The 22012-nt window shown below is 67.5% G+C and carries 16 protein-coding genes and 1 pseudogene; 4 read left to right on the forward strand and 13 right to left on the reverse strand.

What is annotated here, in order from left to right; all coding sequences use genetic code 11:
• Positions 1-3: 3 nt before the first annotated feature.
• The 9 genes and pseudogenes from bioB to scpA form a co-directional block, all read right to left on the reverse strand.
• Positions 4-1065 carry a biotin synthase BioB gene (gene bioB, locus ACOYR3_RS12655; RefSeq protein WP_422842733.1) on the reverse strand — a complete coding sequence of 354 codons (1062 nt, stop codon included), beginning with the start codon at positions 1063-1065 and terminating at the stop codon, positions 4-6.
• Between the two features lie 370 nt (positions 1066-1435).
• A complete protein-coding gene (locus tag ACOYR3_RS12660) occupies positions 1436-1903 on the reverse strand; it encodes a YiiD C-terminal domain-containing protein (RefSeq protein ID WP_422842734.1) in 468 nt (155 codons plus the stop codon).
• Positions 1904-1926: 23 nt separating this feature from the next.
• Positions 1927-2394, reverse strand: coding sequence for a VOC family protein (locus tag ACOYR3_RS12665; protein ID WP_422842735.1), 468 nt, complete (start codon positions 2392-2394; stop codon positions 1927-1929).
• A gap of 62 nt (positions 2395-2456) precedes the next feature.
• Positions 2457-3299: a YdcF family protein gene (locus ACOYR3_RS12670; RefSeq protein WP_422842736.1), complete on the reverse strand. Its 843-nt coding sequence runs from the start codon at positions 3297-3299 to the stop codon at positions 2457-2459.
• 31 nt (positions 3300-3330) lie between these two features.
• Positions 3331-5379 carry an acetyl-CoA carboxylase biotin carboxylase subunit gene (gene accC, locus ACOYR3_RS12675; protein WP_422842737.1) on the reverse strand — a complete coding sequence of 683 codons (2049 nt, stop codon included), beginning with the start codon at positions 5377-5379 and terminating at the stop codon, positions 3331-3333.
• Positions 5380-5400: 21 nt separating this feature from the next.
• Positions 5401-6933 carry an acyl-CoA carboxylase subunit beta gene (locus ACOYR3_RS12680; RefSeq protein WP_422842738.1) on the reverse strand — a complete coding sequence of 511 codons (1533 nt, stop codon included), beginning with the start codon at positions 6931-6933 and terminating at the stop codon, positions 5401-5403.
• A 46-nt stretch (positions 6934-6979) separates the two neighbouring features.
• Entirely contained in the window at positions 6980-7945 is a 966-nt protein-coding gene (gene meaB, locus ACOYR3_RS12685; protein WP_422846581.1) for a methylmalonyl Co-A mutase-associated GTPase MeaB, read from the reverse strand.
• A gap of 288 nt (positions 7946-8233) precedes the next feature.
• Positions 8234-8395: pseudogene (locus ACOYR3_RS12690) on the reverse strand (GIY-YIG nuclease family protein); the annotation flags it as partial.
• Positions 8396-8532: 137 nt separating this feature from the next.
• Positions 8533-10704: a methylmalonyl-CoA mutase gene (scpA, locus tag ACOYR3_RS12695; protein ID WP_422842739.1), complete on the reverse strand. Its 2172-nt coding sequence runs from the start codon at positions 10702-10704 to the stop codon at positions 8533-8535.
• Positions 10705-10822: 118 nt separating this feature from the next.
• Here scpA and ACOYR3_RS12700 point away from each other — a divergent pair, with 118 nt between their 5' ends.
• Complete coding sequence (locus tag ACOYR3_RS12700) at positions 10823-11461, forward strand: GntR family transcriptional regulator (RefSeq protein WP_422842740.1); 639 nt, start codon at positions 10823-10825, stop codon at positions 11459-11461.
• A 23-nt stretch (positions 11462-11484) separates the two neighbouring features.
• Here ACOYR3_RS12700 and ACOYR3_RS12705 read toward each other — a convergent pair whose 3' ends face one another.
• Positions 11485-12819: a ferredoxin reductase family protein gene (locus ACOYR3_RS12705; RefSeq protein WP_422842741.1), complete on the reverse strand. Its 1335-nt coding sequence runs from the start codon at positions 12817-12819 to the stop codon at positions 11485-11487.
• A gap of 327 nt (positions 12820-13146) precedes the next feature.
• Here ACOYR3_RS12705 and ACOYR3_RS12710 point away from each other — a divergent pair, with 327 nt between their 5' ends.
• Entirely contained in the window at positions 13147-15018 is a 1872-nt protein-coding gene (locus ACOYR3_RS12710) for an AMP-dependent synthetase/ligase (protein WP_422842742.1), read from the forward strand.
• A 33-nt stretch (positions 15019-15051) separates the two neighbouring features.
• Here ACOYR3_RS12710 and ACOYR3_RS12715 read toward each other — a convergent pair whose 3' ends face one another.
• The gene (locus ACOYR3_RS12715) at positions 15052-16200 is read right to left on the reverse strand and encodes a saccharopine dehydrogenase family protein (RefSeq protein ID WP_422842743.1); all 1149 of its coding nucleotides are present in this window, start codon (positions 16198-16200) and stop codon (positions 15052-15054) included.
• 164 nt (positions 16201-16364) lie between these two features.
• Here ACOYR3_RS12715 and ACOYR3_RS12720 point away from each other — a divergent pair, with 164 nt between their 5' ends.
• Complete coding sequence (locus tag ACOYR3_RS12720) at positions 16365-16865, forward strand: Lrp/AsnC family transcriptional regulator (RefSeq protein ID WP_422842744.1); 501 nt, start codon at positions 16365-16367, stop codon at positions 16863-16865.
• A gap of 216 nt (positions 16866-17081) precedes the next feature.
• Here the strand turns inward: ACOYR3_RS12720 and ACOYR3_RS12725 are convergent, their stop codons facing one another.
• On the reverse strand, positions 17082-17669 hold the full coding sequence (locus tag ACOYR3_RS12725) for a lysophospholipid acyltransferase family protein (protein ID WP_422842745.1): 588 nt from the start codon (positions 17667-17669) through the stop codon (positions 17082-17084).
• 432 nt (positions 17670-18101) lie between these two features.
• Between ACOYR3_RS12725 and dusA the strand changes: the two genes are divergently transcribed.
• Positions 18102-19088 (forward strand): tRNA dihydrouridine(20/20a) synthase DusA, encoded by a 987-nt coding sequence (gene dusA / locus ACOYR3_RS12730; protein ID WP_422846582.1) that lies wholly within the window; start codon positions 18102-18104, stop codon positions 19086-19088.
• 28 nt (positions 19089-19116) lie between these two features.
• Here the strand turns inward: dusA and ACOYR3_RS12735 are convergent, their stop codons facing one another.
• Positions 19117-21903, reverse strand: a complete 2787-nt coding sequence (locus ACOYR3_RS12735) for a bifunctional diguanylate cyclase/phosphodiesterase (RefSeq protein WP_422842746.1) — start codon at positions 21901-21903, stop codon at positions 19117-19119.
• Between the last annotated feature and the right edge of the window lie 109 nt (positions 21904-22012).

The following is a 22012-nucleotide window of genomic DNA, read 5'->3' on the forward strand; positions in this document are numbered from 1 at the left end:
GGATCAGCCGCAGGCCGTGCCGCAGCCCTGCGGCGCCCCGCCCTCCCCGGCCACCTCGGTGCGGTGGCCGTGCAGGCCCAGCTTGGCCAGCAGCTGCACGTCGGCCTGCACATCGGGGTTGCCGGTGACCAGCAGCTTGTCGCCGTAGAAGATGGAGTTCGCGCCGGCCAGAAAGCACAGCGCCTGCACCGCTTCGCCCAGCTGCTGGCGCCCGGCGGACAGCCGCACGCGCGCCTTGGGCATGGTGATGCGGGCCACGGCGATCACGCGCACGAAGTCCAGCGGGTCGATGGGTTCGCTGTCCGCCAGCGGCGTGCCGGGCACGCGCACCAGGCTGTTGATGGGCACCGATTCCGGGTACGGCTGCAGGTTGGCCAGCTGGGCAAGGAGGCCCGCGCGGTGCACGGGCGCCTCGCCCATGCCCACGATGCCGCCGCAGCAGACGCTGATGCCGGCAGCGCGCACGGCCTGCAGGGTGTCCAGCCGGTCCTGGTACTGGCGGGTGCTCACCACATCGGTGTAGTACTCGGGAGCCGTATCCAGGTTGTGGTTGTAATAGTCCAGGCCCGCGGCCTTCAGGTGCTGCGCCTGGTGCGGCTCCAGCATGCCCAGGGTGGCGCAGGTCTGCAGGCCCAGGCCCTTCACGGCGCCAATCAGCGCGCTTACCTTTTCAATGTCGCGGTCCTTCGGGGCGCGCCAGGCGGCGCCCATGCAAAAGCGCGTGGCGCCCGCGTCCTTGGCGGCCTGCGCGGCGGCCGTCACCTCTTCCACGCTCAGGAGCTTCTGGGCCTGCACGCCGGTGTCGAATTCAGAGGACTGCGGGCAGTAGCCGCAGTTCTCGGGGCAGCCGCCGGTCTTCACCGACAGCAGCGTGGCCAGCTCGATGTCGCCGGCGGGCCAATGGGCGCGGTGCACGGTCTGGGCCTGGAACAGCAGGTCCAGCAGGGGCTTGTCCAGCAGCGCCTGGATGGCTTCCACGCTCCAGGGGCCTTGTGCGGCAGGCAGGCTGGGGCGGGGGTGCACTTGCACGGGCTGGGGGGCAATCGCGGTGGCGGCAGTTTCCATATGGGTCCGGTCCTTCATCGGCAGTCCCTGGCGCCATGGCGGGCACGGCGGCAGGGACGGAGGTACAAATCACGCCACACCGCGAGGGCGTGGCGGGCGGAGAAAGCGCGCATTCTCAAACACAAATGCGCGCAAAGGTGCATCCAGGGGTCACAAAAACTGCCAATCTTTTCCCCGCCTTTTCCGCGCGGAACAACCGCCATTTCGCGCCCAGGATCGGCGCTGATGGGCGACGTTGCGTGCGTTTGCGCGCACGGCGCGGGCGGTGCCGGCATCTGGACTGCTTTGGCGGGCTACGGCGCCCATCCCGCGCCCATCCGTGCTGGCGTGTGCCGGAAGTTATGGCAGTGCGGCGGGGCGGGCGTTGGCGTCAGTCCACCCTGCGGGTGTTCAGCGCCACGAACTCACCCACCAAGCGGCCCGCAGGGAGTCCGTCGTCTCCACTCAGGACCGATGCCACCGCGATACGCGCCTTGCCCCGGCGCTCGAGCATCTGCGTGAAGCGCGGCCACAGCTGCGGCTCCAGCAGTTCCGAGCGGGCCTGGAAGGCCCCGGCGATGGGCTGCTCGTATTCCATGGTGTTGCGCTGGATCACCAGGCGGCAGTCCAGCCCCTCGGCCCGCAGCCGCTGGTGCAGCAAGGACCAGGCCGCCAGGATGGCCAGCGCCGACGCGCTGCCGCCAAACACCGTGTCCCGGTGGTTGATGTTGGGCGCCAGCGGCGCGCGCAGCAGCACGCCGGCAGGGTCCGCGGACACCACTTCCACCGCCATGGCGTGCGACAGCGGAATGTGCTCGTGCAGGTAACGTTCCAGTTCGGCCGGCGCCATGGCTGCCATCGTGCCGCTCCTTCGTTGCCCGTTCAGCCCAGGGCGGCAACGACGTCCGCCGGCGCCTGCACCAGTTCGATCAGCACGCCCTCGCCCGCAATCGGGAACTCGTCGTTGCTCTTGGGGTGCAGGAAGGTGATGTCGTAGCCCGCAGCGCCTTTGCGGATGCCCCCGGGGGCAAAGCGCACGCCCTGCGCGGTGAGCCATTCCACCGCCTTGGGCAGGTCGTCGATCCACAGGCCGATGTGGTTGAGCGGCGTGGTGTGCACGGCGGGCTTCTTGTCGATGTCCAGCGGCTGCATGATGTCCACCTCGACCTTGAAGGCGCCCTGCCCCATGGCGAGGATGTCCTCGTCGACGTTCTCGCGCTCGCTCTGGAACGTGCCGGTCTGCGTGAGGCCGAGCATGTCCACCCACAGGGTTTTCATGCGCTGCTTGTCGGTGCCGCCGATGGCGACTTGCTGGATACCGAGGACTTTGAAAGGACGTGGGGTGCTCATGGTGTTGGTCGATAGAAAAAGAGGTTGGAAATGCGGCCCGGCGCGCGGGCCGTCGGAGGGGCCTACAACTCGTTCAGCACCCAGCCAGCCGCAAACGCAAAGTACTCGCGCAGCCAGGCGTTGTAGCGGATGTACAGCGGCGTGGGGGCCGCCACCGGTACCGTCCGGGTGTAGCCCGCCTTGCGGGCGATGCGCTGCGCGCGGACGGTGTGGAAGTCGCTGGTGACCAGGGCCACGGCGGCATCCGGCCCCAGCCCCTGGGCTTGCAGCACGGGCAGGCTGTAGCGCAGGTTCAGCTCGGTACTGGTGCTGCGCTCTTCCTGCAGGATGCGGCGGGCGTCCAGGCCCTGCGCCCGCAGGTAATTGCCCATCACCTGGCCTTCGCTCAGCGTTTCGCCAAAGTCCACGCCGCCAGACACCACCACCCAGGCTTGCGGGTAGGCCAGGGCCACTTCGCGGGCCTTGTCCAGCCGTTCGCGCAAGGCCGGCGACGGCTGCCCCTGCGACGTGCCGCTGCCCAGCACCAGGATGGCTTGCGGCGCCGGGCGGATGGCAGCAGGGCCGTGGCCGCCCATCTGGCGTGCCAGCACCGCCCAGAAGGCGGCAACGCTGAGCGCCCAGAGCAGAAACAGTCCCCAGCCCATGCGCCACAACCTGCGCCGTGGCGCAGCCCGGCCCAGCCAGGCCTGCACGGCGTGCCAGCGCCAGGCCAGCAGACTGCCCGCGGCGCCCAGCGCGGCCGGCACCGTTACGCCCACCGAGAAATAGCCCAGGGCCATCAGGGCCAGCCCGTCCGCCAGCAGCACGGCGCCCGTCGCGGCGCAAAAGCACCGCAGCAGCGGCCACGGGGCGTTGCGCCCCGTCGGCCCGTCTGCCGTGGGGACTACCGGGCGTGCGGAAGGCAACGGTGCGGCCACGGGGGGACGGGCCTTGGCTTCACTGGAATTCCAGAATTACCTGGTCCACCGCCAGCGACTCGCCCTTGCCGGCGACGATCTTGCCCACCACGCCGTCTTGCGCGGCGAAGAGGATGTTCTCCATCTTCATGGCTTCGATCACGGCCAGCTTTTCGCCGGCCTGCACCTTCTGGCCGGGCTGCACCGCCACATCCACCAGCAGGCCGGGCATGGGCGAGAGCAGGAACCTGGACAGGTCGGGCGGCGCCTTGTACGGCATCAGCTGGTGCAACCGCGCCCCCAGGGGCGAGAGCACCATGGCCTCGATCTGCGTGCCGTTGTGCTGGATGCGCAGGGCCAGCGGGTTCTTGCCCGCGCCGCGCTCCACCTGGGCCGTGAAGCCCTGGCCGTTGCAAGCGCCCTGCACGCGGATCTGGCCCAGGGTGGCGTTGCTACTGATTTGATAGCTTCTGCCGCCCACCGTGACTGCGCTGGAGCCCGATTTGTCTTCAAAGTCAGACACCGTCACCTCGTGGTGCTGGTTCTGCCCTTCGGCGCCCAGCGTGACCACCACGAACTGCTCGCCCACCTTCACCTCATGCCCGGCCAGCTGCCCGCTGATGCCCGAGGCCCGGGCGCGGTAGCGGCGGTTCATGAACGCGGCCAGGGCCACCAGGAACAGCGGATCGTCGTGCGGCACGTCTTCGGCCGCAAAGCCCTTGCCGTAGTGCTCGGCAATGAAGCCGGTGTTGAACTGGCCCGACACGAACTTGGGATGCGCCAGCAGCGCCGCCTGGAACGGGATGTTGCTGCTGATGCCGCGGATCACAAAGCCGTTGAGCGCCGCGCGCATCTTGGCGATGGCGTCGTTGCGATCCGTGCCGTGCACGATGAGCTTGGCGATCATCGAGTCGTAGTACATGGGGATCTCGCCGCCTTCGTACACGCCCGTGTCCACCCGCACGCCCAGCTTCTTGCTGGTGTCGGACTGGAACATCGTCTCCTCCGGCGGCTGAAAGCGCACCAGGCGCCCGGTGGACGGCAGGAAGTTGCGGAACGGGTCTTCCGCGTTGATGCGGCATTCGATGGCCCAGCCCTCGCGTTTCACATCGGCTTGCGTGAGGGGCAGCTTCTCGCCCGCCGCCACGCGGATCATCAGCTCCACCAGGTCCAGGCCGGTGATGCATTCCGTCACCGGGTGCTCCACCTGCAGGCGGGTGTTCATCTCCAGGAAGTAGAAGTCCTGGTCCTTGCCCACCACGAATTCCACCGTGCCGGCGCTCTGGTACTTCACGGCCTTGGCCAGGGCCACGGCTTGTTCGCCCATGGCCTTGCGGGTGGCGTCGCTGATGAAGGGGCTGGGCGCCTCTTCAATCACCTTCTGGTGACGGCGCTGAATGGAGCATTCGCGCTCGTTCAGGTAGATCACGTTGCCGTGGCTGTCGCCCAGGATCTGGATCTCGATGTGGCGCGGCTCCTGCACAAACTTCTCGATGAAGATGCGGTCGTCGCCAAAGCTGTTGCGCGCCTCGTTCTGGCAGCTGGCAAAGCCCTCGAACGCTTCCTTGTCGTTGTAGGCCACACGCAGGCCCTTGCCGCCGCCGCCGGCCGAGGCCTTGATCATCACGGGGTAGCCGATGCCCTTGGCAATCTCCACCGCCTGTTCAGGGCCTGCAATCGCGTCGTTGTAGCCGGGGATGGTGTTGACCTTGGCTTCGTTGGCCAGCTTCTTCGAAGCGATCTTGTCGCCCATGGCAGCAATCGAGTGCGCCTTGGGGCCTATGAAGGCAATGCCTTCGTCTTCGCAGCGCTGAGCAAAGGCCTCGTTTTCGCTCAGAAAGCCGTAGCCGGGGTGGATGGCCTGCGCGCCCGTCTGCTTGCAGGCGGCAATGATCTTCTCGGCCTGCAGATAGCTCTCTCGGCTGGGTGCGGGGCCGATGTTGACGGCCTCATCGGCCAGCTTGACGTGGCGGGCTTCCTTGTCGGCGTCGGAATAGACGGCGACGGTCTTGATGCCCATCTTGCGGGCGGTGGCGATGACGCGGCAAGCAATCTCACCGCGGTTGGCAATCAGGATTTTCGTAAACATGTTGTTGTTCTCCGCGTCCGCTCAGAGTGGGATGTTCCCGTGCTTGCGCCAGGGGTTCTCGATCTTCTTGTTCTGCAGCATCACCAGCGAGCGGCAGATGCGCTTGCGGGTTTCGTGCGGCAGGATCACGTCGTCGATGAAGCCGCGCGCGCCGGCCACGAAGGGGTTGGCAAAGCGGGCCTTGTACTCGGCCTCGCGGGCGGCCAGCTTGGCGGGGTCGTTCTTGTCTTCACGGAAGATGATCTCCACCGCGCCCTTGGCGCCCATCACCGCGATTTCGGCGTTGGGCCAGGCAAGGTTCACGTCGCCGCGCAGGTGCTTGCTGGCCATCACGTCGTACGCGCCGCCGTAGGCCTTGCGGGTGATGACGGTGATCTTGGGCACAGTGCACTCTGCGTAGGCGTAGAGCAGCTTGGCGCCGTGCTTGATGATGCCGCCGTACTCCTGGCTGGTGCCGGGCATGAAGCCGGGCACGTCCACAAACGTGACCACGGGGATGTTGAACGCATCGCAAAAGCGCACAAAGCGCGCGGCCTTGATGGAACTCTTGATGTCCAGGCACCCTGCCAGCACCAGCGGCTGGTTGGCCACGATGCCCACGGTCTGGCCTTCCATGCGGGCAAAGCCGATCAGGATGTTCTTGGCGTATTCAGGCTGCAGCTCGAAGAAATCCCCGTCGTCCACGGTCTTGAGGATCAGCTCCTTCATGTCGTAGGGCTTGTTGGGGTTGTCGGGCACCAGCGTGTCCAGGCTCAGGTCCATGCGGTCGGCCGGGTCGTTGCTCTTGCGCACGGGGGCCTTCTCGCGGTTGTTGAGCGGCAGGTAGTTGTACAGGCGGCGCAGCATCATCAGCGCCTCCACGTCGTTCTCGAACGCCATGTCGGCCACGCCGCTCTTCGTGGTGTGGGTGATGGCGCCGCCCAGCTCCTCGGCCGTCACTTCCTCGTGCGTCACGGTCTTCACCACCTCGGGGCCGGTCACGAACATGTAGCTGCTGTCCTTGACCATGAAGATGAAGTCCGTCATGGCGGGCGAGTACACGGCGCCGCCGGCGCTCGGGCCCATGATCATGCTGATCTGCGGCACCACGCCGCTGGCCAGCACGTTCTTCTGGAACACGTCGGCATAGCCGCCCAGGGACGCCACGCCTTCCTGGATGCGGGCGCCGCCCGAGTCGTTGAGGCCGATCACCGGTGCGCCGACCTTCATGGCCTGGTCCATGATCTTGCAGATCTTCTCGGCGTGCGTTTCGCTCAAGGCGCCGCCGAACACGGTGAAGTCCTGGCTGAAGACGAAGACCAGGCGGCCGTTGATCATGCCGTAGCCGGTGACCACGCCGTCGCCGGGCACCTTGTTGTCCTGCATGCCGAAGTCCGTGCAGCGGTGCTCCACGAACATGTCCCATTCTTCAAAAGTGCCGTCGTCCAGCAGCAGCTCGATGCGCTCGCGTGCAGTGAGCTTGCCCTTCTTGTGCTGGGCGTCGATGCGCTTTTGTCCCCCGCCCAGGCGGGCAAGTTCGCGCTTTTTCTCCAGTTGGTCCAGGATGTCTTGCATGGTCGTCCTTCGGTGAAATGCTGTCTCGTGGGAATGAATTTGCTATCTATTCAATAGCTACCTGCGCTTTTCCTGATTGCGCCAGCAGCAGGTTTCTTGCTGCAGTGGATGCGGCGATGCGCCCCGCCACCACGTCGGCCTGCAGCTGCGGCAGCAGCGCGCGCACCTGCGGGTGCTGGCGGAACGCGAGCTTGAGGCCGGCCTCGATGCGCTCCCACATCCAGGCCAGGGCCTGCTTCTCGCGGCGCTGGGCCAGGCGGCCGTTGGCGGTCTGCAGCCTTTGGTACTCGCTGACCGCGGCCCAGAAGCTGTCCACGCCCTGCCCCAGCAGCGCGCTGATCTGCACGACCTTGGGGTGCCACTGGGTGGCGTTGTGGTGGGCGTGTTCGGGGTTGCCGTGCTGGCTCAGCAGGCGCAGGCTGGAGGTGATCTGCGCCTCGGCCCGCGTGGCGGCGTTCTTGTCGATGTCGGCCTTGTTGATGACCACCAGGTCGGCAATCTCCATCACGCCCTTCTTGATGGCCTGCAGGTCGTCGCCTGCGTTGGGCAGCTGCATGAGCACGAACATGTCCGTCATGCCTGCCACGGCGGTCTCTGACTGGCCCACGCCCACGGTCTCGATGATGACCACGTCGTAGCCCGCGGCTTCGCACACCAGCAATGCCTCGCGCGTTTTCTCGGCCACGCCGCCCAGCGTGCCGCTGCTGGGGCTGGGGCGGATATAGGCCTTCTCATGCACCGAGAGGTGCTCCATGCGCGTCTTGTCGCCCAGGATGGAGCCGCCCGACACGGTGCTGGAAGGGTCCACCGCCAGCACCGCCACGCGGTGGCCCTGCCCGATCAGGTACAGGCCCAGCGCCTCGATGAAGGTGGACTTGCCCACGCCGGGCACGCCGCTGATGCCCAGGCGAAACGCCTTGCCCGTGTGGGGCAGCAGCGCCGTGAGCAACTCGTCCGCCTGCGCGCGGTGGTCGGCGCGGGTGGATTCCAGCAGCGTGATGGCTTTGGCCATGGCGCGGCGCTGGATGGGGCCGGGTTGGCCTGTGATCCCTTGCAGGAGAGTTTGAACGAGCTTGATCCGGCCTTCGACAGGCTCAGGCTGAACGGGAGGGGGCACGCTTGGACCGCCTTCCCCGGACCGTTCGGGCTGAGCCTGTCGAAGCCAGGGCGTACTGGTGGTTTTCCCATGCGAATGGGCTAGTTCCTGAACTCGCTCCCAATCACCCGCCATCAAAGCTTCCTTCTTGGCCCTTGACCAACCTTTGACTTGAAGCTCAAAAGCTAACGCACCTTCTCGGGTTTCAAACTCGCCCTGCCAAAGAAGCTCAACAGGCTTGCGCAGTGAGGTATAGCCCACTTCACCGTTTTCATGCTGCTGCATGCGCAGCACCATGTCATCGGTGTGGCCGACGTAGTAAGAGCCGTCGGCACAGTGCAGGATGTAGACGTAAAACGGGCGCATGCTTCAGGCGTTGATTTGGGTAAATACCCAGAGCATCCCAGCCCGTTCAGCCTGAGCTTGTCGAAGGCCTGCGCAGACCCGCGCCCTGGCTTCGACAGGCTCAGCCCGAACGGTGGGGGTTGTGGCAAAGAGTGATGTCACGCTGCCACGGCCTTGCGAATCTGCTCCAGCACATCCTTGGCGCTGGCCGGGATGGGGGTGCCGGGGCCATAGACGCCCTTCACGCCCGCTTCGTACAAGAAGTCGTAATCCTGCGCCGGGATCACGCCACCCACGAACACGATGATGTCGTCCGCGCCCTGCTTCTTCAGCTCGGCAATGATCGCGGGCACCAGTGTCTTGTGGCCCGCGGCCAGGGTGCTCACGCCCACGGCGTGCACGTCGTTTTCAATGGCCTGGCGGGCGCATTCTTCGGGGGTCTGGAACAGCGGGCCCATGTCCACGTCAAACCCCAGGTCGGCAAAGGCGGTGGCCACCACCTTGGCACCCCGGTCGTGGCCGTCCTGCCCCAGCTTGGCGATCATCACCCGGGGGCGGCGGCCTTGGCTCTCGGCAAAGGCGTTGATTTCGGTCTTGAGTTTTTCCCAGCCTTCGGCCGAGTCATAGGCAGCTGCGTACACACCGGTCACCTTTTGCGTATCGGCGCGATGGCGCCCAAAAACCTTCTCGAGCGCATCAGACACCTCGCCCACCGTGGCGCGCAGGCGGATGGCCTGGATGGAGAGGTCGAGCAGGTTGCCCTGGCCTGACTCTGCTGCAGAAGTGAGAGCATCCAGCGCTTGCTGCACCTTGGCTGCATCGCGTTTTGCCCGGATTTCCTGCAGGCGGGCAATCTGGCCGTCGCGCACCTTCACGTTGTCGATTTCCAGGATATCGACCTTGTCTTCCTTGGCCAGCTTGTATTTGTTGACGCCGACGATCACGTCCTTGCCGCTGTCGATGCGCGCCTGCTTCTCGGCGGCAGCGGCTTCGATCTTTAGCTTGGCCCAGCCGCTGTCCACGGCCTGGGTCATGCCGCCCATGGCTTCGACCTCTTCGATGATCTTCCAGGCGGCGTCCATCATGTCCTGCGTCAGCTTTTCCATCATGTAGCTGCCGGCCCAGGGGTCGATCACGTTGGTGATGTGGGTCTCTTCCTGGATGATGAGCTGCGTGTTGCGCGCAATGCGGGCGCTGAACTCGGTGGGCAGCGCAATGGCTTCATCGAGCGCGTTAGTGTGCAGCGATTGCGTGCCGCCAAACACGGCCGCCATGGCTTCGATGGTGGTGCGCACCACGTTGTTGTAGGGGTCCTGCTCGGTCAAGCTCCAGCCCGAAGTCTGGCAGTGCGTGCGCAGCATCAGGCTCTTGGGGTTCTTGGCGTTGAAGCCCTTCATGATGCGGCACCACAAGAGGCGCGCGGCGCGCATCTTGGCGACTTCCAGGTAGAAGTTCATGCCGATGGCCCAGAAGAAGGAGAGGCGCCCGGCAAAGTCGTCCACGTCCATGCCCTTGGCGATGGCAGTCTTCACGTATTCCTTGCCGTCGGCCAGGGTGAAGGCCAGCTCCAGCGCCTGGTTGGCCCCGGCCTCCTGCATGTGGTAGCCGCTGATCGAGATCGAGTTGAACTTGGGCATGTTCTTGCTCGTGTACTCGATGATGTCGCCGATGATGCGCATGCTCGGCTTGGGCGGGTAGATGTAGGTGTTGCGCACCATGAACTCTTTCAGAATGTCGTTCTGAATGGTTCCGGAGAGCTTGTCTTGCGACACGCCCTGCTCTTCGGCGGCCACCACGTAGCCGGCCAGCACGGGCAGCACGGCACCGTTCATGGTCATGGAAACAGACACCTTGTCGAGCGGGATCTCGTTGAAGAGGATCTTCATGTCCTCCACCGAGTCAATCGCCACGCCGGCCTTGCCCACGTCGCCCGTCACGCGGGGGTGGTCCGAGTCATAGCCCCGGTGGGTGGCCAGGTCAAACGCCACCGAAACGCCCTGCCCGCCCGCGGCCAGCGCCTTGCGGTAGAAGGCGTTGGATTCCTCGGCGGTGGAAAAGCCGGCGTACTGGCGGATGGTCCAGGGCCGCACAGAGTACATGGTGGCCTGGGGGCCGCGCAGGAAGGGCTCGAAGCCGGGCAGCGTATCGGCGTAAGGCAGGTCTTTGGTGTCTGCCGATGTGTAGAGAGGCTTGACGGTGATGCCGTCGGGCGTGACCCAGTTGAGCGCATTCACGTCGCCACCGGGCGCCGACTTGGCGGCGGCCTTGGCCCAGGCCTCCAGGGTGGAAGGAGCAAATTCAGACGGAGCGTTGCGAGGAGAGTCACTCATGGCGTGGGGCGTGCGGAGTTGGCAGGAATCAGCAACCAAGGGTTACCGGCTGTGGTGCGAAGTTTACATCATTCATAATTATTGATTCAAAATATTGCTCACCCCTTACAATCCCGCCATGTCTGCCCTGCCCCTGCTTACCCCCCGCGCCCTGTACGAAGAAGTGGCTGAGCAGTTGCGCCAGCGCATCTTCCGGCGCGAGCTGGAGCCCGGCTCGTGGATTGACGAGCTCAAGATCGCCGAGGAATTTGGCATCAGCCGCACGCCCTTGCGCGAGGCGCTCAAGGTGCTGGCGGCCGAGGGCCTGGTCACGATGAAGGTGCGCCGCGGCGCCTATGTGACCGAGATGAGTGAAAAAGACCTGCGCGACGTGTACCACCTGCTGTCGCTGCTGGAGAGCGACGCGGCGGGCGTGGTGGCGCAGCGGGCCACGCCGTCCCAGCTCCAGGCCCTGCAGGCCCTGCATGCCGAGTTGGAAGCTGCGGTGAACGACCGTGAAAAGTTCTTCGCCATCAACGAGCGCTTTCACATGCAGCTGCTGGAGATGGCCGACAACCGCTGGCGCAGCCAGATGGTGGCGGACCTGCGCAAGGTCATGAAGCTCAACCGCCACAACTCGCTGCTCAAGCAGGGGCGCATCGAAGATTCGCTGCGCGAGCACCGCTGCATCCTGGATGCGATGCTGGCAGGCAATGGCCCGGCAACCGTGCAGGCCATGCAGGAGCACTTTTCGCACGGCCTCGAAGCTGCGACCTGAACGCACGCAGCCAGGCCGTCCCGTCACCGCATCTGGAACGCTTCCTGGTGAAAGCGTGACTCGGGCATGCCCAGGGCGAGCAGGCCCTTCTTGAGCGCCGCGCCAAACGGCGCCGGACCGCAGAACCAGATGTCGGCGTCTTCCCAGTCGGGCACCGCCGCCACCAGCCGCTGCGCGTCCAGCAGCCCGTCCCGCTCGCTCCACAGCACGTGCAGTTTCACGCCCGCAGCTTCGGCGTCGCGGGCCAGCAGGCCGATGGCGTGCTCGTCGTACACGGAGGTGGGATGGAACAGGTCAATGGCCCGGCCATCGGGCGCAGCCGCCAGCGCCTGCAGCCGCGCGATGAACGGCGTGATGCCGATGCCCGCGCCCACCCAGATCTGCCGCCGGCAGGGGCCGTCGAAGGTGAAGCGGCCGTAGGGCCCCTCCACCCGCACGGCATCGCCCACGCGCACGCGGTCTTTCAGGGTGCGGGTGTAGTCGCCCAGGGCCTTGATGACGAAGGTGATGGTGCCCTGTCCCTTCCAGGCCGAGGCAATGGTGTACGGATGGTGCCCCTCGCCCTCGTGCAGCGTGAGGAACGCAAACTGCCCCGGCTGGTGCCCAGGCCAGCGGCCAGCGCACTGCACGTCCACCTCCAGCACGTCCAGCGCCGGATGCTGGCGCAGGGCGGCCACCTGCCCCGCCACGGTGCGCCCGGCCCCCACGCGGCCGCGCAGCACCCGCAACGCGGAAACCGTGCCTGCCGCCATCAACGCCGCCATGGCGGGGCCGAGCAGGCCCGTCCAGTCTTCGAACCGGAGCAGGAACACGGAGTGCGCCACCAGGGCCAGGTAGGCCACTGCCATCAGGTGGTGGGTCTTGAAGAAATACCGGTAGGGGAAGCGCTGGATCAGCGCCAGCACCATCAGCACCAGCGCGCCATAAAAGGCCCATTCGCCCACGCCTTCGGCCCAGCCACGCTGGCTCAGGAAGAACTGCTGCACGGGCGCATCCAGCAGCTCCGGGCGGGGCCCGCGGGCCGGACGCTCCAGCCACCCCCAGCCCACCATCCACTTGGGCGCCTTGGCCAGCAGCCAGTGGCTGAGCGAAATGACCAGCGCCGCAATGCCCAGCCACTTGTGCAGGCGGTACATCTTGTCCAGCCCCCCCAGCTGCGGCTCCACCGCCACCGGCCGCGCGGCCAGCACCATGGCTGCGCTCATCACCCCCATGGCCAGCACGCCGCCGTACTGCATCAGCACGGCACGCCAGGCGAAAAAGTTGGGGGCCGTGGACCACGGGGTGAAATCGGTGGCAAGCCAGAGCCCGCTCAGGGCCAGAAGGTAAAGCCAGAAATATCGGTGAAGGGATCGCATAAAAGCCAACGGTCACAAAGGAGTCTGCTCAACTGTACGAACTCCGTGTAAACCTGGATTGACCTGGCGTATCTGGCGTGTGAACAAAGGGTGCATCGCGGACGCCGTGGCGCCCAAACGGCGCGGATTTGCGATAGATCAAAGGAGACGGAGCCCCCGATCACGGCGCCGCCATTCCGCATTCAGGAACAAACCATTCCTGACAATGCGCGCAATCCCACGGCGGTTCTGCCCGCCCCTGCTGGATATGATGCGCCGGCGCACGCGAAGGAGCCCGTGCGCCCAGCCCTTGCCCGCCACGGCCTGCTCCGCCTGTTTGTGAGTCTGATGACGCTTTCCTCCGCCGCCCCCCATTCCATCGCCAGCGTCCAGACGCTGCCCCAGCTTCTTGCCTTCCGCGCCGCCAGCACCCCTGATGGCGCGGCCTACCAGGCCTTCGACCCCGCCACGCAGACCTGGACCCAGTTGACCTGGGCGCAGGCCCGGCAGCGCGTGGACACCTGGGCGCAGGCCCTGGCCGCGCTGCAATTGCCCGCCTCGGCGCGCGTGGCCATCCTGCTGCCCAACGGGCTCAACGCGCTGTGTGCGGACCAGTCCACCCTGGCCACCGGGTGCGTGCCGGTGCCGCTGCACGCCATCGACAACCCCGGCAGCATTGCCTACATCCTGGCGGACTGCGAGGCGTCGGTGCTCATCGTCGAGCACGCCGCGCAGTGGGAAAAGATCCGCGCCGTGGGCACCGCCTTCCCGGCCTTGCGGGCCGTGGTGGTAACGGATGGGGAAGTCCCCGCCCCGGCGGCCGCCACGGCGGAGGACGGCCCGGCCGTGGGCACGCTGGCGCAATGGCTGGCGGGCGCCGCGGCGCAGACGGGCGTGGCGCTGCCGGCCCCGCCCGGCCCGCAGGACCTGGCGGCCATCGTGTACACCTCCGGCACCACCGGCAAGCCCAAAGGCGTGATGCTCACGCACCACAACGTCATCAGCGACGTGAAGGCGGTGCTGGAACGCATTGCGCCCACGGCGGACGACGTGTTCCTGTCCTTCCTGCCGTTGTCGCACACCTTTGAGCGCACGGGCGGGTACTACCTGCCCATGGCGTCCGGCAGCTGCGTGGCGTATGCGCGCTCGGTGGCCCAGCTGGCGGAAGACCTGAAGACCGTGCAGCCCACGGTGCTGGTGTCGGTGCCGCGCATTTACGAGCGCATCCACGCCAAGCTGCTCGAAACCCTCTCGCCCAGCCCCTGGAAGATGCAGCTCTTTGAAGCCGCCCAGGCCAAGGGGTGGGCGCGCTTTTGCGCCGCGCAGGGCCTGCCCGCGCCGGCGCCGGACGCTTCCGCACCCGGCGGCGGCTGGATGGCTGCCCTGCCCTGGCCCTTGCTGCGGGCCCTTGTGGCCAAACCCCTGCTCGCCCAGTTTGGCGGGCGGGTGCGTGTGGCGGTCAGCGGCGGCGCGCCGCTGTCGCCCACCATTGCCAAGTGCTTCCTGGGCCTGGGCCTGCCGCTGGTGCAGGGCTACGGGATGACGGAGACCACACCCGTGGTGTCGGTCAATGCGCTCAACGACAACGACCCGGCCAGCGTGGGCCGGGCGCTGCCGGGCGTGGAGGTGCGCATTGGCGAGAACCGCGAGCTGCAGGTGCGCGGCCCCATCGTGATGAAGGGCTACTGGAAGCGGCCCGAGGACACGGCCCGCACCGTGGACGCCGAGGGCTGGCTGGGCACGGGCGATCAGGCCGACATCGTGGGCGGCCGCATCTACATCCGCGGACGCATCAAGGAAATCATCGTCACCTCCACCGGCGAAAAAGTGCCGCCCGGCGATCTGGAGCTGGCCCTGCTGGCCGACCCGCTGCTGGAGCAGGCCTTTGTGGTGGGCGAGAACCGCCCCTTCATCGCCTGCGTGGCCGTGGTCAACGCGGACGAATGGCAGCGCCTGGCCGCCGACCTGGGCCTGGACCCGCAGGACGCCGCCAGCCTCAACCACCCGAGCGTGCACCGCGCCGTGCTGGCGCGCATCGAAAAGAACACGGCCAGCTTTCCGCGCTATGCCGTGCCCCGCACCGTGCACCTGACGCTTGCGCCCTGGACGATTGAAAACACGTTCATGACGCCCACGCTCAAGCTCAAGCGCAACAACCTGATGGGCCACTTTGCGGCGGCCATCGAGGGGATGTACCAGCAAAAGCCCGGGGGGCGGTAAGCCGGGGGCTTCGCGCCGCCCACTGGCGGAAGGTCAGGCGGCCACCTCGCGCGCCGCCGGAAGGCCCGTGCGCTCGGGCCGCTGCCCCGCATACACCGTCCCGAACCGGTTTGCCAGAAAGTCCGCCAGCGCCACCGCCTCCTGCCCCACAAAACCCTGCTGCGGCAGGCGGCCCTCGGCCACCAGGTCCAGCGCGGTGCAGATGCCCGCCGCCGTGGTCAGCTGGATGGCGCTCAGGGTGTGGCCGGCCACGCGGGTGCCCAGGATGCGGGCAGAGTAGGAGTCCTGCACCAGCCGCCCCTCGCGCAGTCCGGACGCGGTGGCGAACACGACGATGACGTCCTGGTCGGTGGTGGGAATGGCGGCCTCCAGGATGTCGCGCAGCAGATCGCGCCGGTCGCGCAGGCGCAGGTCGTTGAGCAGCAGCTTCAGGATGGCGCAGTGCCCAGGGTAGCGGATGGACTGGTAGTCCACCTGCCGCGCCCGGCCCGCCAGGGTTTCGGTGAGCGTGCCCAGGCCACCCGAGGTGTTGAAGACCTCGTATTCCACGCCGTCCAGCGCGAAGGTCTCCAGCCCCTCCAGCGGCGGCACGGTGGTGCGCACGCCGTCCACGATGGCTTCGCAGGGGTTGCAGTATTCGTTGATCAACCCCTCGGTGCTCCACGTCAGGTTGTAGCGCAACGCCCCTTGCGGGTAGCGGGGCAGCGCACCCACGCGCATGCGCAGCGTGTGCAGCGCATCGAACCGGCGGGCCAGGTCGTGCCCCACGATGCCGATGAAGCCGGGGGCCAGCCCGCATTGCGGCATCAGCACCGTGCGCGCCGTGGCCGCCAGCGCGCGGATGGCCTGGGTGCTTTGCACGTCTTCCGTCAGGTCAAAGTAGTGCACGCGGGCCTGGACGCAGAGCGTGGCCGCCTTCACGGCGCAATGGAACGGCAGCGCGTTCAGCACGGCAAAGCGCCCTTGCAGCGCGCCGGCCAGTTCCGCATCGCCGGGAATGTGCAACGTGGCCAGCCCCATCGCGGCCACCGGCGCCAGGCGGGCGGCGTCCCGGTCGGCCACGGTCAGTTCATAGTCGCCCGCCTCGTGCAGCAGCAAGGCCATGGCAAAGCCGATGTGGCCGGCACCCAGGATGGTGATGGCGGGACGGCGGGGCGTCGTGGGGGCAAAACGGGTGGTCATGGCAGGCTCCTTGGCAAGCGGCGGGTGCGGGTGGCTCCCAGGTTGATAGGCCCTTGATGCTAGGCAAGCCTGCTGTCAATGTGTAGCGCCAAAGCCGTCGATCAACTTGCCCAATTTCGTCATTACGGCGAAGATGCTGGTCACAATCACTGTTGGGCTGCTTCATGGCCTCTGCCTCCGCACCGTCATCCGCCCCTGCGCTCTCGCACTTGCCCCTGCCGGCCGTGCTGGACGCCACCGACCGCCAGTTGCTGAGCCTGCTCCAGGCCAACGCGCGCGAAGGCACCGCCACGCTGGCCCGCAAGCTCGGCCTGGCCCGCACCACCGTGGTGGCCCGCATTGCGCGCCTGGAGCGTACAGGCGTCGTAACCGGCTACGGCGTGCGCCTGGGCGCACCGCTGGACGCCACCACCGTGCGCGCCTGGTGTTCATTGAGCGTGCTGCCCCGCGCCGCCCCCGCCGTGCTGCGGGCGCTGGCGGGCATGCCCGAGGTGGAAGAGGTCTCGGCCGTGAGCGGGCCGTTTGATTACCTGGTGTTCCTGCGCTGCCCCACGCACGAGCAGCTGGACACCCTGCTCGACCGGCTGGGCCAGCTGGAGGGCGTGCACCAGACGCAGACCAGCATCGTGCTCAGCCGCAAGATCGACCGCCGACAGGTGGGGTGACATCCCCCTGAGCGGCTGCACCGCCCGGTGCTGGCCGCCCCAGGCTGCAGTTCTTCAGGCCGTCCAACCCTGCGCAGGCAGGCTTGGAGCCGCAGCCCCGGCCTGGGCCGCGCCAGTCGCAACGGGCGCGCCCCGAAGAGCATGCAGACGCTATCTTTAGCGTAGCTGCTTGCGCTTATCCATCAAGGCCTGCAAGCCAAATTGGCCCAGCACGCATCACGCCTCGAACTGCGCCGGGTTCTTGCCCTGGATGGGCGCGTAAAACGCCTTGATGGCCGCCATGTCGCGCTCCACGTCGCCCGTGGGCTGGAATACCGGCCCCAGGCCGCCCACCTTGCGGCCGTAGTCCACAAACGCCATCACGATGGGCACCTGCGCCTGCTGGGCGATGAAGTAAAAGCCCGTCTTCCAGTGACGCGTCTTGCCGCGCGTGCCCTCGGGCGGCACGATGAGCTGCATGGGGCCCACGGCATCGCGCATGGCCTGGGCCGAGCGGGCCACCAGGTTGCTGGCCTGCTCCCGGTTCACCGGGATACCGCCCAGCCAGCGCATCACGCCCCCAAACGGCGCGCGGAACAGGCTCTGCTTGCCCATCCAGTACACCCGCAGGCGCAGCGAAAACGCCAGCATCAGGGTGTAGGGCAGGTCCCAGTTGCTGGTGTGCGGCGCGGCAATCAGCACGCTCTTGGCGGCATCGGGCGGCAGACAGCCTTCGACCCTCCAGCCGGTGATGCGCAGGGTGGCGCGGGAGACGGCGCGCAGCAGGGTGTTGACCACGGGCGTGTCAAAAATGGTGGAGTGCATGGAAGGAACCGGGCAGCGCGGGCGCAGGCGGCAACACCGCTGCGCTGGGGAAATTGGGGCAGCAGCATTTCGCCGCCCGTGACAAAACGAAACAGAACGCAGGGCGCGAGTATCGCTGATGCCCCCGTTGTCCCGCCTTGAGCCAGGGCAAAAGGCTGCAGGGCCGCTGACGGTGAAGGTGTCAAAATTAATAGCTGCTTGCGCTTTCCCCATAAGGGCTGGCGGTCATTTTTGCTTCAAACCTCTGCGCGCCCAACACCCTGGGAGCGGCCGTGCCCAACCCGGGTCGGGGATAATTGCCGCTTTGCGCGCGGCCCGGCTTTACAAGGCCACGCCGCTGCGCCCGGCGCCCGCCCCGCCGTCTATTCCACCCTTTGCCTGATATCCGTGGACTCCACCCCCCTGAGCCCTTGGCGCATGTCCGTCGCCCCCATGATGGACTGGACCGACCGCCACTGCCGCTACTTTCACCGGCTGCTGACGCGCCACACCCTGCTGTACACCGAAATGGTGAACGCCGGCGGCATCCTGTACGGCGGCACCGAGAGGCACCTGCGCTACAACGCCGAAGAGCACCCGGTGGCCCTGCAGCTGGGCGGCAACGAGCCCGACAAGCTGGCCGAGGCCGCCCGCCTGGGCGCGCAGTGGGGCTATGACGAGATCAACCTGAACTGCGGCTGCCCCAGCGACCGCGTGCAGCGCGGCGCGTTCGGCGCCAGCCTGATGAAGGCGCCGCAGCTGGTGGCCGACTGCGTGAAGGCCATGCGCGACGCCGTGGGCGGGAGCCTGCCAGTCACTGTCAAGCACCGCATCGGCATCGACAAGGTGGAGGACTACGGCTTCGTGCGCGACTTCATCGGCACCGTGGCCGAGGCCGGCTGCACCGTGTTCATCGTCCACGCCCGCAACGCCTGGCTGCAAGGCCTCTCCCCGAAGGAAAACCGCGACATTCCGCCGCTGCGCTACGAAGTGGTGCACCGCCTGAAGGCCGAGTTCCCGCAGTTCACCATCGCCATCAACGGCGGCATCAGCACCGATGCCGTGGTGCAGGAGCAGCTGGCCCACCTGGACGGCGTGATGATCGGCCGCGAGGCCTACCACAACCCCTGGTGGCTGGCCCGCTGGGACCAGCTCTACTACGGCGAACACGGTGGTGTGCCCTGCCCGCTGACCCGCGAGGAAGTGGAGCTGGCCATGGTGGAGTACATGGAGCGCGAGGCCGCCCAGCACGGCACGCCCTGGCCCCACATCGCCCGCCACATGCTGGGCCTGCGCCACAGCCTGCCTGGCGCCCGTATCTGGCGCCAGGTGTGGAGCAACCACCTGCTCAAGGACCGGCCGGCGCGCGAGGTGCATGCGCTGGCGCGCCAGTCGTACCACCAGGCCACTGCCGAAGAGGCCCCAGCGCCGGCCCTGTAGCGCTGGCGGGTGCGGCCAAGCACCTTCTTCACGAATCACCGCGCTGCCGGGCCACCCAGGCCGCCAGCGGCTCCGGCCGCGCAAACAGGTAGCCCTGCAGGAAGTCGCACTGGCTTTGCACCAGGAAGTCGGCCTGGGCCTGGGTCTCCACGCCCTCGGCCACCACGCGCAGGTTCAGGTGGCGGGCCACGGAGAGGATGGACTGCACGATGGCCGTGTCGTTGGGGTCGTCCGGCGTGTCGTCGACAAAGCTCTTGTCGATCTTGAGCTCGTACAACGGCAGCCGCTTGAGGTAGGCCAGGCTGGAGTAGCCGGTGCCGAAGTCGTCAATGGAAAAGCGCACGCCCAGGCGCACGATCTCGGTCATGCGGGCGATGGTGTCGTCCAGGTCTTCGATGAGCAGGCTTTCGGTCACTTCCAGGACCAGGTGGCCGGGGTTGGCGCCGGTGTGGGCCAGCACATGGCGCACGCGCTCGACAAAGTCGTCCTGGCGGAACTGCCGCTCGCTGACGTTGACCGACAGCGACAGCGCCAGCCCCTGGGCTTGCAGGCGGGCCAGGGCTTCGCAGGCCTGCTGGATCATCCAGTCGCCCATGCGCAGGATCAGCCCCGAGGCCTCGGCCACGGGGATGAAGCGGCTGGGCGGCACGTTGCCGCGCACAGGGTGGTTCCAGCGCATCAGCAGCTCCCCGCCCACCACCCTGCCCTGCGCGTCCACCTGGCTTTGCACATAGGCGGCGAGCTGGCCGAGTTCGTGGGCCTTCTTCAGGTCCTGCTCCAGGGCCAGGCGCTCCTGCACGTCCGCCTGCATGGCGGCCTCGTAGAAGCGGATGCGGTTGCGCCCCAGGTCCTTGGCGCGGTACATGGCGGTATCGGCCTCGCGCAGCAGGTCTTCCACGCCTTCGCCCCGCTTGGGAAACAGCGTGATGCCGATGCTGCCCGTGGTGCTGTAGAGGTGGGTCTCGATGGCGTACGGCACCTCCAGCGCGGCCCGGATCTCCTCGGCCACCAGCAGCGCGGCACGTCCGGCGGTGTCCATGTCGGCCGCGATGTTGTGCGCCAGCACCACGAACTCGTCGCCGCCCAGGTGCGCCACCGTGTCGCCGGGGCGCAGGTGCTCCTCCAGCCGGCGCGCCACCTGCCGCAGCAGGGCATCGCCCAGCGTATGGCCCAGCGCGTCGTTGATCTGCTTGAAGTTGTCCAGGTCGATGTACAGCACGGCGCCCACCTGCGCAGCCTGCTGCGCGCTGAGCAGGGCGTGCTCCAGGCGGTCCAGCAGCATGCGCCGGTTGGGCAGCCCGGTCAGGGCGTCGAAGTAGGCCAGCTGGTGCGTGCGGGCCTCGGCCCGCTTGCGTTCGGTGATGTCGCGCGACAGGGCGATGAAGCGGGGCGCGGTGCCCGGCGCCGCGTTCTGCTTGCGGGCGATGGACAGCTCAAACCAGTGCGTGGCGCCTTGCAACTCCAGGCGGTACTGGTGGCCCGCGGAATAGCCCGTGCGGTCGGCCGCTTCCAGCGCCACATGGCAGCCCGCCGCCGCTTCCGGCGGAACCACGTCGCGCAGCAGCCGGCCCAGGAACATCTCCGGGGGCACGGCCAGCTCCTCGGCCCGGGCCGACCGGTAGTGGTGGATGCGCCCATCCAGGTCCAGCTCGAACAGCAGGTCGGGGATGGCGCTCAGGGTGCTCTCCAGGTCGTCGCGCGTGGCGCGCAGCTCGGCCGTCATGCTGCGCGCCAGGGCCACGGCCCGTTGCCGCCCGGTGGCCAGCTGCCAGGTGGACCAGGCCAGCAGCAGGCTCAGCGCCAAGCCCAGCAGCGCCACGGCATGGTGGCCCGCGTCCCGGAACCGGCTCGCAAAGGCCGGCAGAGGCGCCATGTGCAGCATCCACCGCCGGCCGCCCAGCTCCAGCACGCGGCGGGCTTCCAGGCCGGCCGCAGCAGTCGCCGCCCCCTGCAATGGCGCGGTGCTGCTAAACAGCACGGCGTCGTGCCCGGTGCTGTCGGTGATGCGCAGCCCGATGTCCGCATCAAACTCCCGCGACAGGCCGAGGATCACGTCCTGCATACGGAACGGTGCGGCCACCCAGCCGGTGAGGCCCGCACGCCGGCCTGCTTCGGTGCGCGTGTCGGCCTCCCGCAGGTACAGGGGCAGGTACATCACCAGGCCGGGCCCGCTGTCCTGCATGAGCAGGAGTTGGCCGGACAGCGCCAGCGTGCCCGTGTCCCGGGCGCGGTACAGCGCCTCCCGCGCGGCGGGGATGGTCAGCACGTCGAAGCCCAGCGCCTTGAGGTTGTTGCCTTCCAGTGGCTCGATGTGGGTCACGGGAGCCAGCACGTCGCGCTGCCCCTCGGGGCGCACGGTGTACTGCGCAAACCCGCGCTGGCGCATGTCCTCCAGGTGCGCCGCCATGGCCGTGGCCGGCAGTTGCAGGATGAGCGAGATGCCCTGCAGGCCGGGGCGGGTCTTGGCCAGTTCCAGCGCGCCCACATATGCCTGGAATTCAGACCGGTCGATCCGCTCGGATCCCTCGAAATACCCTTTCACGCCGCGCAGCACCACCTCGTAGGTGGCCATGCGGTCCTTGAGGTTGTAGGCGATCTGGTCGGCCGCCACCTGGAAGTTCTGCTGCTGCTTCGCCTGGGCGCCCTTCTCTTCGCTTTGCCAGTAGAGAAAGGTCAGCCCCAGGGTGAGCAGGCCCACCAGCGGGGCCAGCAGCACCGCCAGCCACCGCTGGCTGGCGGCAGCACCCATCGCACCGCGGCGCGGGGCCCCGGAGGCTGGTCCGGCGGGCGCGCCGGCGTCGGAGTGCTGCGTCATGGGGTGTCGTTCCGGTGAATGGCCTGCCTGCGCGTCAAGAGCCCGTGGCGGAGAACGGACAGGGCTATTATGGCCATCCGCCCCGCGGGGAACAGGACTTTTTGCCCCG

Source organism: Acidovorax sp. M2(2025) (genome assembly GCF_049330835.1).
Lineage (GTDB): Bacteria > Pseudomonadota > Gammaproteobacteria > Burkholderiales > Burkholderiaceae_C > Acidovorax.

Coding starts and splice junctions, on each gene's coding strand:
- ACOYR3_RS12715 (WP_422842743.1), bottom strand. CDS start 16,200: ATGACCACCCGTTTTGCCCCCACGACGCCCCGCCGTCCCGCCATCACC.
- ACOYR3_RS12720 (WP_422842744.1), top strand. CDS start 16,365: ATGGCCTCTGCCTCCGCACCGTCATCCGCCCCTGCGCTCTCGCACTTG.
- accC (WP_422842737.1), bottom strand. CDS start 5,379: ATGTTTACGAAAATCCTGATTGCCAACCGCGGTGAGATTGCTTGCCGC.
- ACOYR3_RS12700 (WP_422842740.1), top strand. CDS start 10,823: ATGTCTGCCCTGCCCCTGCTTACCCCCCGCGCCCTGTACGAAGAAGTG.
- bioB (WP_422842733.1), bottom strand. CDS start 1,065: ATGGAAACTGCCGCCACCGCGATTGCCCCCCAGCCCGTGCAAGTGCAC.
- ACOYR3_RS12665 (WP_422842735.1), bottom strand. CDS start 2,394: ATGAGCACCCCACGTCCTTTCAAAGTCCTCGGTATCCAGCAAGTCGCC.
- ACOYR3_RS12705 (WP_422842741.1), bottom strand. CDS start 12,819: ATGCGATCCCTTCACCGATATTTCTGGCTTTACCTTCTGGCCCTGAGC.
- scpA (WP_422842739.1), bottom strand. CDS start 10,704: ATGAGTGACTCTCCTCGCAACGCTCCGTCTGAATTTGCTCCTTCCACC.
- ACOYR3_RS12660 (WP_422842734.1), bottom strand. CDS start 1,903: ATGGCAGCCATGGCGCCGGCCGAACTGGAACGTTACCTGCACGAGCAC.
- ACOYR3_RS12725 (WP_422842745.1), bottom strand. CDS start 17,669: ATGCACTCCACCATTTTTGACACGCCCGTGGTCAACACCCTGCTGCGC.
- ACOYR3_RS12735 (WP_422842746.1), bottom strand. CDS start 21,903: ATGACGCAGCACTCCGACGCCGGCGCGCCCGCCGGACCAGCCTCCGGG.
- dusA (WP_422846582.1), top strand. CDS start 18,102: ATGATGGACTGGACCGACCGCCACTGCCGCTACTTTCACCGGCTGCTG.
- meaB (WP_422846581.1), bottom strand. CDS start 7,945: ATGGCCAAAGCCATCACGCTGCTGGAATCCACCCGCGCCGACCACCGC.
- ACOYR3_RS12710 (WP_422842742.1), top strand. CDS start 13,147: ATGACGCTTTCCTCCGCCGCCCCCCATTCCATCGCCAGCGTCCAGACG.
- ACOYR3_RS12680 (WP_422842738.1), bottom strand. CDS start 6,933: ATGCAAGACATCCTGGACCAACTGGAGAAAAAGCGCGAACTTGCCCGC.